General features: G+C 63.3%; 8 protein-coding genes. 6 read left to right on the top strand and 2 right to left on the bottom strand.

All coding sequences use genetic code 11. The features are described from left to right. Positions 1 to 19 precede the first annotated feature (19 nt). The 5 genes from ASE85_RS09440 (at position 20) to ASE85_RS09420 (ending at position 9464) form a co-directional block, all read left to right on the top strand. Positions 20 to 1588, top strand: coding sequence for an alpha-N-arabinofuranosidase (locus ASE85_RS09440; RefSeq protein WP_056687103.1), 1569 nt, complete (start codon positions 20 to 22; stop codon positions 1586 to 1588). Between the two features lie 107 nt (positions 1589 to 1695). Then, positions 1696 to 2745, top strand: a complete 1050-nt coding sequence (locus tag ASE85_RS09435) for an arabinan endo-1,5-alpha-L-arabinosidase (RefSeq protein WP_056687100.1) — start codon at positions 1696 to 1698, stop codon at positions 2743 to 2745. 38 nt (positions 2746 to 2783) lie between these two features. Beyond that, positions 2784 to 4211, top strand: coding sequence for a glycoside hydrolase family 43 protein (locus tag ASE85_RS09430; RefSeq protein ID WP_056687097.1), 1428 nt, complete (start codon positions 2784 to 2786; stop codon positions 4209 to 4211). Positions 4212 to 4464: 253 nt separating this feature from the next. Next, a complete protein-coding gene (locus tag ASE85_RS09425) occupies positions 4465 to 7293 on the top strand; it encodes a TonB-dependent receptor (protein WP_056687094.1) in 2829 nt (942 codons plus the stop codon). Positions 7294 to 7409: 116 nt separating this feature from the next. Continuing rightward, positions 7410 to 9464, top strand: coding sequence for an MGH1-like glycoside hydrolase domain-containing protein (locus tag ASE85_RS09420; protein WP_056687091.1), 2055 nt, complete (start codon positions 7410 to 7412; stop codon positions 9462 to 9464). A gap of 137 nt (positions 9465 to 9601) precedes the next feature. Here the strand turns inward: ASE85_RS09420 and ASE85_RS09415 are convergent, their stop codons facing one another. Next, the gene (locus tag ASE85_RS09415) at positions 9602 to 10360 is read right to left on the bottom strand and encodes a hypothetical protein (protein WP_235523457.1); all 759 of its coding nucleotides are present in this window, start codon (positions 10358 to 10360) and stop codon (positions 9602 to 9604) included. A gap of 194 nt (positions 10361 to 10554) precedes the next feature. After that, positions 10555 to 10857 carry a hypothetical protein gene (locus ASE85_RS09410; RefSeq protein WP_056687087.1) on the bottom strand — a complete coding sequence of 101 codons (303 nt, stop codon included), beginning with the start codon at positions 10855 to 10857 and terminating at the stop codon, positions 10555 to 10557. Positions 10858 to 11291: 434 nt separating this feature from the next. Between ASE85_RS09410 and lptB the strand changes: the two genes are divergently transcribed. Then, on the top strand, positions 11292 to 12074 hold the full coding sequence (lptB, locus tag ASE85_RS09405) for an LPS export ABC transporter ATP-binding protein (protein ID WP_056688606.1): 783 nt from the start codon (positions 11292 to 11294) through the stop codon (positions 12072 to 12074). Positions 12075 to 12112: the final 38 nt, after the last annotated feature.

Genomic DNA, 12112 nt, shown 5'->3' with positions numbered 1-12112 from the left:
ATTTCCAAGGGAGAGGAATATGATGAAGTCTCTACGCCGCGCCTCCGCTGCGCTGCTGCTATGCGCCAGTGCGCTGTCGACCACGGCGGCGCTCGCCGATACCGATGGCAAGCCCACCACCGCCACCATCCACGCCGACAAACCCGGCGCGGTCTATGACAAGGCGATCTTCACCCAGTTCGCCGAGCATCTGGGCAACGGCATCTATGGCGGACTCTATGTCGGCAACGACAAGGCGATCCCCAACACCAACGGCTTCCGCAACGACGTCATTTCGGCGCTGAAGAATCTGTCGGTGCCGATCATCCGCTGGCCCGGCGGCTGCTTCGCCGACGAATATCACTGGCGTGAAGGCATCGGCGCGAAGAACAAGCGCCCGGTCAAGATCAACACCCACTGGGGCGGCGTGACCGAGCCGAACACGGTCGGCACCCACGAATTTTTCGAGCTGATCCGTCAGGTCGGCGCACAGGCCTATGTGTCGGGCAATGTCGGCAACGGCACGCCGCAGGAAATGGCGGAGTGGGTCGAATATATGACCTCGCCAGCCGGTTCACTGGCCGACGAGCGCGCGAAGAACGGGCATAAGGAGCCTTGGTCCGTCCCCTATTTCGGCATCGGCAACGAACTCTGGGGCTGCGGCGGCAATATGCGGCCGGAATTTGCGGCGGACGAAACGCGCCGCTACGCCACCTTCGTCAAGGCGCCGCGCGGCACGAAGATCATGAAGATCGCAGCCGGCGCGAATGTCGATGACACCAACTGGACCGAAGTCATGATGCGCGAGGCAGGCGCGCAGCTCGACGGCCTGTCGCTCCATTATTATACGCTGCTCAACGGCGCCTTCCCGCCGATCGGCAACCCGTCCGAATTCGATGAAACGCAATGGGCCAACATCCTGTGGCAGGCCCGGCGGATGGACGACCTCATCACCCGGCACAGCGCGATCATGGACAAATATGATCCGGCCAAGCGCGTCTTCCTGGCGGTGGACGAATGGGGGACATGGTATGCGCAGGACAAGGGCACCCACCCCGGCTTCCTGCGCCAGCAGAACACGCTGCGCGACGCGCTGGTCGCATCGACCCATCTCGATATCTTCGCGAAACATGCCGACCGCGTCCGCATGACCGCGATCGCGCAGATGGTGAACGTGCTTCAGGCGATGATCCTGACCGAAGGCAAGACGATGGTGCTGACCCCCACCTATCATGTCTTTGAAATGTACAAGCCGTGGCAGGATGCGACCGTGCTGCCGATCGACATCCAGACGCCCTGGTATGGCAAGGATCAGTTCACCATGCCCGCGGTCAGCGGATCGGCCGTTAGGGCCAAGGACGGCAAGGTCCATGTCGGCCTGTCGAACCTCGACCCCAACCAGCCGAACACCGTCACGGTCAAGCTGGACGGCCTGAACGCCGCCACCGTCACCGGCCGCGTGCTGACCGCTTCGGCGATCAATGCGCACAACAGCTTCGACGCGCCCGATACCGTCAAGCCTGTCGCCTTCACCGGCGCGCAGGTCAGCGGCGGCACGCTGACCGTGACGCTGCCGGCCAAGTCGGTGGTGGTGCTGGAACTGAACTAAGCTGTTTGGAGCGGGCGGTGGGTGGAATTACCGCCCGCTCCATCCCCCTGCCGTCATGCGCCCGCCAGCAGGCGGGCGCATGACGCTGACGACAAGGAGAGGCCCGGATGACGCGGCAGATCATGTTCACGCTGGCGGGCCTCGCCCTGTTCGCAACCAATGCACCCGCCATCGCGCAGCCAGCGGCCGTGCCTGCGAAAGCGACGCTCAACAGCCGCCTGACCGGCGACCTCGTCCCCACCCATGATCCCGTCATCGCCCGCGAAGGCGACACCTATCATGTGTTCAGCACCGGCCATGGCAAGCGGCTGATCGAGACGCGCACCTCACCGGACCTGATCCACTGGACCGCAGGCGATCCGATCTTCACCGCCCTGCCCGCCTGGGCCAGGGAAGCGATCCCCGGCAGCGACGGCATGTGGGCGCCAGACATTGCGCATGTGAACGGCCGCTACCGCCTCTATTATTCGGTATCGACCTTCGGCTCCAACCGCTCGGCCATCGGCCTCGCCACCAGCCCGACGCTGGACCCCAAGGCGAAAAATTACGGCTGGCGCGACGAGGGCCTCGTCGTCATGTCCACGAAGGATGACGATTATAACGCCATCGACCCCAATTTCATCATCGACCGGGAAGGCCGTCACTGGCTGTCGCTGGGCAGTTTCTGGACCGGCATCAAGCTGTTCGAACTCGACCCGAAGACCGGCAAGCCCAAGGATGCTAAGGCGCCCGTCTCCATCGCCCGCCGCCCTGCCCCCGCCGGCGGCCCGGCCCCGGTCGAGGCCCCCTTCATCATCGACCATGGCGGCTATTACTGGCTGATGGTCAGCTATGACTATTGCTGCAAGGGCGTGAACAGCACCTATTACACCGTCATGGGCCGCTCCAAGGATATCACCGGCCCCTATCTGGGCAAGGATGGCAGCCCGTTGATGGAGGGCGGCGGCACCATCTTCCTGCGCGCAGACCTTCAGGAACAGCAGCGCTTCCGTGGCCCCGGCCATGCCGGCTGGCTCCATGACAAGGGCGGCAACGGCCAGGAAGACAAGGATTATGTCGTCTACCACGCCTATGACAAACAGGCGAACGGCGCCCCCACTTTGCGTATCGCGCCGGTGCGGTGGGGGGCTGACGGCTGGCCGCAAGCCGAATATTGAGCCCTTTTAGTCCGACTAACGATTTCGGAGAGATTCTGATGCCCTTCCACCTGTCCCGCCGTGGCTTCATCGGCACCGCCGCCGCCCTTTCTGCCGTACCCGGCGTCGCCCGTGCGGCATCGACCCAGGCGAACGCGCCGGTGCCGGTCAACCCGCTGGTCAAGCAGCGCGCCGATGCGCAGGTCTTCCGCCATGAGGATGGCTATTACTATCTGACCGGCTCGGTCCCCGAATATGATCGCCTCGTCCTGCGGCGGTCGAAGACGATCGCGGGTCTCGCCACCGCCAAGGAAGCGGTGCTGTGGCGCCATGAAAAGAGCGGCCCGCGTTCGGGTTATATCTGGGCGCCCGAACTCCACCAGATCGACGGAAAATGGTATATGTATTTCGCGGCCGGCCCAGCAGGCGGCGGTGACGATGTGTTCCGCATCCGCACCTATGCGATCGTCTGCGACGGCGCCGATCCGATGACCGGCAAGTGGAGCGTGCTGGGCGAACTGCAAACGCCATGGGACAGCTTCAACCTCGATTCGACCAGCTTCGTGCACAAGGGCGTGCGCTATTTCGCATGGGCGCAGCGCGAACCGGGGATCGAGACGAACAGCAACCTCTATATCGCCCGACTGGAATCGCCGCTCAAGCTGGGCGAGCAGGTCACACGCCTGACCGTGCCGACGCTCGACTGGGAAGTGCGCGGCTACAAGGTCGCCGAAGCCCCTGCCATCCTGCACCGCAACGGCCGCCTGTTCATGACCTATTCGGCCAGCGCCACCGACGACCGCTATTGCCTGGGGCTGTTGACGGCGGACGAAAATGCCGACCTGCTGGATGCAAAGAGCTGGACCAAGTCGCCGCAGCCGGTGTTCGTCAGCAACGACCAGACCAGCGTCTACGGTCCCGGCCATAACAGCTTCACCGTGGACGAAAAGGGCCGCGACATCCTTGTCTATCACGGCCGCGACTATAAGGTGATCCAGGGCGACCCGCTGCTGAATCCCGACCGCCACACCCGCGTCCAGCGCCTCTATTATACGGCGGACGGCACGCCCGATTTCGGCGTACCGGTGGGCAATGGTCCCCTGCCGGAACGCTTCATTTCGTCCACTGACCCGACGCGGCTGATGGCGCATGACGGCATGGCGCTGATCCTGGGCAATCCGTCGCTGGCGCAGACCCAGTTCCGTCAGACGCCGGGCCGGGCCGGCGCGCGCAGCGTCATGCTCTCCCCCATCCTGATGCCGGACCATTATCTGGTGGCCGGCAGGGACGGATCGTTGAACCTGCAACCCGACAGCAAAAGCGCGGACTTCAATCTGCGCAGCCAGTTCGTGCGCTTCGACGAAAAGACGCTGCACGCCGCGCGCTTCGTGTCGATCGCCGTGGCAGGCAAGGCCATCGGCATTTCGGCAGACCGGTTGACGCTGGTGGAGAGCCGTGACCCCAGCGTCTGGTGGCATCTCGACTGACATCATAAGTCAGACTATTCAAAGGCAATCGGGCGTCCGGCAATCCTCCGGGCGCCCGATTTTCTGTGTTGATGGGACGGGAACAGGCGGAATTATCCCCATCTTGCTGGCTGCGGCAATAATATCACATCCCTGAAATTTCACTGCAACGTACTGCAAATTTCCGCTTGCGATTCATTTGTCGGAGCAATAATTAGTCAGAGTAATTCATGCATGGCGTAGATACGCCAGCTCAAATGGGGAGGATATCCAAATGGCTTTCAAGCCGGTCGCACTCGCTTCTGCGTCCATCTTCGCACTGATGCTGTCGGGCGCCGCCCACGCACAGGATGCCACCACCGCCGCGCCGCAGGTCGCCGCAGAAGATGACGCCGCCGACATCGTCGTCACCGGCGTCCGCGCTTCGATCGTCGGCGCGGTCAACGTCCGCAAAAATTCGATCCAGATCGTCGATTCGATCGTGTCGGAAGACGTCGGCAAGCTGCCCGACAACAATGTCGTCGAAGCGCTCCAGCGCGTCACCGGCATCCAGGTCACCGATCGCGCCGGCGGCGAAGCGGCCACCATCACCATTCGCGGCCTGACCGATCCGCTGACCACGCTCAATGGCCGCAACATCTTCACCGCTGCTGGCACATCCTTCGCGTTGCAGGATATCTCCGCCAACCTCGTCAAGCAGGTCGACGTTTACAAGACCCGGTCGGCCGACCAGCTGGAAACCGGCCTCGCCGGCCAGATCGACGTGCAGACCCGTCGCCCGCTCGACTTCGATGGCTTCACCATTTCGGGCCTGGCGCGCGGCGTCTATTCGGAACTGGCGGACAAATATAACCCCAACGTCGCGCTGCTCGTCAGCGACCGCTGGGAAACCGGCATCGGCGATATCGGCTTCCTGGTGAATGGCAGCTATACCCGCGCCGAATTCCGCAACCAGAATCTGCAGGCCGGCGCCATGGTGCCGTTCGCCACCGAAACCCCGCCTGCCGGATCGGGCCTGACGCCGTTGCAGCGCATCTTCCCCGGCGCTACCAATGAAAACTGGACGCCTGGCCTCGACGCGGGCCTGCCCACCGCGCCGGGATCGACGCTCAACATCAATGGCGTCGAAACGCCCTATTATCTCTCACGCGACGCCGTGATTGCATCCGATGTCTATGGCAAGCGCGATCGCAAGGCGATCAACGCCGCGCTGCAATGGGCGCCGAACGACAGCTCAGTCTATACCGCCGAAGTGTTCTACACGGGATTCAAAGGCGAAACGTTCAACAGCCTGAACTTCAGCTTCGTCGATTGGTGGGGCAACCTGCCCACCGACGTCGCCAACAGCTTCGAACTGTTCGAAGGCACCAACATCATCAAGTCGCGTCGGGCCGGCGCGGTCGCGGGCTTCAACAGCGGCGACATGGCGACCAACCGCACCGACAGCTATGTCTATGCCCTCAACGCCAAGTGGGATGTGGGTGAGCGCGGCAAGATTTCGGCCGACATCGCCTATCAGGACAGCAAGAACGAAACGAGCTTCTTTGCCATCCGCACCGATCGCGGTCCGCTCGACATTGATGTCGATTTCAACGCCGGGGGCGGCCTGCCCGCTTACAGCTTCGCCAATCAGGACGTCCTGACCGACGCGAGCAAGTGGACCGTCGGCAACCTGTTCGACAGCGGCACCAAGAATACCGGCAGCGCGCTGACGATGATGCTGGACGGCGAATATAAATGGGACGAAGGCTTCCTGCGCCGCATCAAGGCGGGCTGGCGCTATGACAATCGTTCGGCCGACAGCTATGTCCGCGATCAGGGCGCTGGCGGACTTGGCGTCACGCTCGACGCCTTTGGCGAAGGCACCCCCTTCACCAACGAAGGCTTTTTCGACGGCCGGGCGGACATACCGACCAGCTGGGTGCTGGCCGATCCGCGCAGCATGGACAAGGATGCCGTCCGCAACCTGTATCGTCGTGTCGCCCCCGGCCTGCTGCTGTCGGATCAGCTCAGCTTTGGCCGCGTATTCGGCATCAAGGAAAGCAACCTGGCCGCCTATATCGTGGCCGATGCAGAGGTCGAGATTTTCGGGCGCCCGCTGCAATTGCAGGGCGGCGTGCGCTATGTCGCGATCGACACCGACTATGAATATTTCGACCGGGGCGCGAATTTCGCCCGGACCGGCGTGTCGACCGGTTCCGATGATTTCCTGCCGTCCTTTACCGCGCGCTACGCCATCACCGACAATCTGCGCATCCGGTTCAACTATGGCAAAACGCTGCGTCGTCCGGCATTCGGCGACCTGAACCCCAATCTGGCGCTGGGCGGCGATCTGTCGCGCATCGGCTTTGGCACCGGGTCTTCGGGCAACCCCAATTTGCGGGCGACCAAGTCGGAGAATATGGATCTGGCGATCGAATGGTATTTCGACCGCAACAGCGCCATCTATGCGACCGCCTTCCGTCGCAAGATCGAAGGTCTGGTCGTGCCGCTGACCGTGCGGGAGTTCATCCCGGACAACTATCTGCCGCGCAACGAAACCTATACCGAATTTTTCAACATCACCCGTCCGGCGAATGCCTCCAACGGCACGCTGAAAGGCCTGGAACTGGGGCTGACCTACTTCCCCTCCTACCTGCCCCGTTTCCTGGACGGTCTGGGCTTCACCGGCAGCGCGACGATCCTGGATTCCGAACAGACGATCCCGGTCGTCAACAATGAAGGCGAAATCACCGGCACCGCCAAGTCCGCCTTCTTCGGCGTGTCGAAGCTGTCCTACAACGCCACGCTGGCCTACGATAAGGGTCCAGTTGGCGCGCGCCTGTCCTATATCTGGCGCAAGGGCTTCCTGAACAACAATGAAGCCCGCGCTTTCGCCAACCCGATCGGCATGTGGCGTGCGCCTGAAAAGAGCCTGGACTTCCAGCTCACCCTGAACGTGAACGAGGATATCGGCATCACCTTCGACGCGGTGAACATCACCAAGGCGAAGCAGCAGAATTATTACAAGTTCGGCGATGTCGGCAACCCGACCGAGTTCAACTCCAGCACGCTGCTGATCGACCGCACCTTCGCGCTGGGTGTCCGTTTCAAGTTCGACTGAGTGCCCATGGGGCTTGGCGTCTCCTCGCCGGGCCTCATAACATGGCGGCCGTTCCGGGATGCTCTCCAGTCCCGTTACGGCCGCCATATTTGTTTCCGCCACCGAAGGGACGACCGATGCGCGCGATGAAGATGATCCTGCTGGCGGGGGCCGCCCTGATGGGCATCGGCGCCGCCTCGCCGCCGCGTTCCGCGATGGACATGGCCGGGATGGACACCGCCACGATGGATACCGCCGCCATCGCCACGCAGCGCTTCGGCAACGACGCGCCCTGGTATCGGGGCCGAATCCCCTTCTTCGAATCCGCCGACCCGAAGCTCGACGCCGTCTATTATTATCGCTGGGCGCTCTATCGCGGGCATCAGCGCGACCTTGGCGCGGACGGCTATATCACCACCGAATTTTTCGACGATGTCGACTGGCAGCGGCATCCCTATGCCAGCCTGAACGACGCCAGCGGCTTCCATATCGGCGAAGGGCGCTGGCTGAACGACCGGCGCTTTACCGACGATTATATCAATTTCATGTATCGCAGCGGCGGCAACGACCGCCATTTCACCGATCATATGGCGGACAGCGTCTGGGGCCGCTATCTGGTCGATGGCGACCGGGCGGACGCGATCGAGCATCTGCCGGTGATGAACCATATCTATCGCCTGTGGGACGATAAATATGACTTCGCCAAGGGGCTGTATTTCGTGGAGCCGCTGCTCGACGCCACCGAATATACCGTCTCCTCGATCGACGCATCGGGCGGCAAGGACGGGTTCCGGGGCGGCGATGCCTTCCGCCCCTCGGTCAACAGCTACATGTTCGCCAATGCCCGTGCCCTGTCGAAGATGGCGGAGATGGCCGGCGACAAGGCCATGGCCGGCGACTATGCCGCCCGCGCCGACGCCCTGCAAAAGCGCGTCCTGACCGACCTTTGGAGCGACAGGCTCGGCCATTTCATCGACCGCCACCAGTCGAAGACCGACTTCGTCAATTATTGGGATCCGATCCGCAATCGCGAACTGGTCGGCTACCTACCCTGGATGTTCGACCTCGTTCCCGACGACGCCAGATATGCGGCGGCCTGGGCACATCTGCTCGACCCCGCCTCGCTCGCGGGCAAGGCGGGGATGCGCACGGTCGAAGCCAACTACGAATATTATATGCGGCAATATCGCTATCTGGGCAAAGACCCGGAATGTCAGTGGAACGGCCCGGTCTGGCCCTATCAGACGACGCAGGTGCTGCACGGCATGGCCAACCTGCTCGATCATCAGACGCAGACCGGTCCTGTCACGCGCAGCGCCTATATGCGCCTGCTGCGCCAATATGCCGCGCTTCATTATCAGGGGGATCGCCTCGACATCGAGGAGGATTATCACCCCGAAACCGGCAAGCCGATCGTCGGCCTGGACCGCAGCCATCATTATTTCCACTCCGGCTTCAACGACCTGATCCTGACCGGCCTTGTCGGCATCCGTCCGCGCGCCGACGATGTGCTGGAGGTGAACCCGCTGCTGCCCGCCGCTGGCGACCCGCAGGCGCTGGCCTGGTTCCGGGTGCAGGACGTCCCCTATCATGGCCACAAGGTCGCGGTGACATGGGACGCGGACGGCAGCCATTACAAGCGCGGCAAGGGCCTCTTCATCGAAGTGGACGGGCGGCAGGTCGCCCATCGCGAAACGCTGGGCCGGATCGAAGTGCCGGTGACGCGCGCCGCCACGCCCGCCATCCAGCGCCCGATCAACCGGGCGGTGCAACTGGTGCGCGGCCAATTTCCCTTGGGGTCCGCCTCCAGCAACGCCGACGTGGAAAATGTCCATGACGCGATCGACGGGCGCGTCTGGTTCTTCCCGGAACTGCCCAATGGCTGGTCGTCGGCACCCTCGCCCGCCGATCAATGGTATGCGATCGACCTGGGCAAGCCGACCGAGCTTTCCCGCGCGGAACTCGCCTTCTTCGCCGACGACAAGAGCTTTGCCGTGCCGCAAAGCTACCGGTTGCAGGCGTGGGTGGACGGAGACTGGCGCGACATCGCCGTGCCCAAGGGCGGCCCGGTCGCCAACGGCGTCACCGACGTCCGTTGGTCCCGGCTTCGAACGAACAAGGTCCGGCTGCTCTTCACGCAGGCCAAAGACACCGCCGTCCGCCTTGCCGAATTCAAACTGTTCGCGGAATGATCGACAGCAAAAAGCCCGGTGCGCGCAAACGCACCGGGCCAGTCGTGAAGTCTCGCCTGACAAGGCAAGTCTTCGGGTCGCACACTGGCCTTAGCATCGCCCGCGCCCCTGCTGAATAACCCCGCCGGGTTATGCCCTCACCCCGCCTCCGTCGCCTGGCCGGCGTTCAGGAAGGGCTGGACGCGCAGCCGGGGGAAAATCTCCTCGATCGGCTTGCTGTCGGGCAGGATGTAGACATAGCCGCCCTTCTTGCCGAACAGCGGGCTGACCTTGGCATAAAAGAGTTTGGGCACGTTGATGCAGCCGAAGGTGATGCGGTTATCCTCGATCCCCGGCGAGAGCATGCGCTCCTTGCGCTTCTCCTTGGGATTGCCCGGCGGGATGGTGTGCAGCGCCACCGACGTCGCATAATCGACCCACAACACCCGCTGCCTACCCGCCGCCACGCCGAATTTCGCCAGATAACGCCCGGCCGGCGTCGTCTTTTCCGCCGGGCCGATCTCGGCCAGGCTCTTGGCGCCGATCCCCGGCGTCGCATCGTCGCCGGGCGCGATGCCGATCAGCACCGGCGCATGGTCCAGCATCTTGCCCTTGCCATCGAACAGATAGGCAACGGCCCCCGGCTTGTCGATGACGATATAGGGCAGCGCGCGATTGTCCTTCGCCGACCCCACCCAATCGGCCACGCGGGTCGCACCGTCCGACAGGATCGGCGGCGGCGCCTCCGGCTCGGCCTTCACGACAGCAGCAGCCTTCTTCTTCGCAGCAGCTTTCTTCTTGGCGGCGGCGGATTTGGCGACGGACTTCTTGACCACCGCCTGGGCCGGGACGGCGGTGACGAGCGCGAAACCCGCCAGCGCCAGAAAAGCACGGATCATCTTCTTCTCTACACTCATGAATAACTTCTGGCACAAAAGGGCCGGCGCTCAGGGGGGAAGCGCCGGCCGGAAAGGTCATGATCTTATGGCACGGACGCACACCGATGGGGGTCGGTCGCAAAGGAAGCTGCGCGTCCGCTTTATGGTCATATCGTCATGGACGGACGGATGTGCCCCGCCGTCCATGCGATATTTGAGGCCGCCCTGCGGCCTCAGTTGCGCGCGCGCTTGCGCTGGGCGGCCTGAAGCTGCTGCTCGACACCATCGACGCGGCCGTTCAACTGGTCGAGGCGCTGGCTGTTCTGCTGCGCCTGGCCGGATGCCGACTGCGCTTCCGCCAACGCCTGCTGGGCGGTGCCATCGGTGGTCTGAAGCTTCGCGTCGAGCGCATCGACGCGCTGATTCACGGTCGCGACCTGTTCACGGACGAACCCCTTCGTGGCGCAGCCACCCAGGCCCAGCGAACCGATCAGAACCACGGCCAGTGGGGCCATTTTCGTCAGGGACAGCGACATATTTTTCTCCTTATTGGTAACACAGCCGCAACAGTCGAAGCTGAGCGCGGAAGGACCGACAACGAAATTCTGACCGGCCGTGCGTGCTGCCAGTCGAATGGAGCGATCGGCAAACCCACGCTATTCCGCCAAAAACCGACATGAATTGCGGATTAACCCGGATGGAAATACGCCCTTCCGCTTATCCCGCATCGGCCACGCTCCGTCGAGCCGACGTCGCGGGCGCAGGACGGAATGCGGCGATTCGTCCGCCTGATCGCACCGTAAAAGGGCCGCCGCAGAGCAGGCCGGAATGTACGCCCGCCCGCTCCTGTTCAGCCCCGGTCGCCATTTTCCCCCTTGCCCCGGCCGCGATCCCATGCACAAAGCTTGCCAACTGCCGTGCGCGCACCAATTTCCCGCGTGCCCCCATGAACGGCTGCAAGGACAAGACGATGGACGATGTGATGACCCCTGACCGGACCGCCCAGCGCCCGCAAATCCCGCAGGAAGTGGGTGAAGGCCTGTCGGTCATTTCGATCGCCAAAAGCTATGACAAGCGCGTCGTCCTGTCCGACGTATCGCTGACCGTGGGCAAGGGCGAAGTGGTCGGCCTGCTCGGTCCCAATGGCGCGGGCAAGACGACCTGCTTCTATTCGGTGATGGGCCTCGTCCGCCCCGATCATGGCCGCATCGTGCTGGACGGGCAGGACATCACCAACCTGCCCATGTATCGCCGCGCGATCCTGGGCCTGGGTTATCTGCCGCAGGAAACGTCGATCTTTCGCGGCATGACCGTGGCGCAGAATATCGGCGCGGTGCTGGAGCAGGCGGAGCCGGACAAGGCCGCCCGCGCCGCCCGCCTCGAACAACTGCTGTCGGAGTTCGGCCTGATCCGCCTGCGCGATTCCGCCGCGATGGCGCTGTCGGGCGGTGAGCGCCGCCGCTGCGAGATCGCGCGCGCGCTGGCCGCCAATCCGTCGATCGTGTTGCTGGACGAACCCTTTGCCGGCATCGACCCGCTGTCGATCGCCGACATTCGCGATCTGGTGAAGGATTTGAAGACGCGCGGCATCGGCGTGCTCATCACCGACCATAATGTCCGCGAGACTCTGGAAATCGTCGACCGCGCCTGCATCATCTATGGCGGGCAGGTGCTCTTTGCCGGCAATCCGACCGAACTGGTCGCCAATGCCGACGTCCGCCGCCTCTATCTGGGCGAGAATTTCCAGCTTTGATATGATGACCGCGCGCGCCCTTCCCTATGATCGGAGCG

This window comes from Sphingobium sp. Leaf26, assembly GCF_001421665.1.
GTDB lineage: Bacteria > Pseudomonadota > Alphaproteobacteria > Sphingomonadales > Sphingomonadaceae > Sphingobium.
This window is presented reverse-complemented; position numbering and strand designations above follow the sequence as displayed.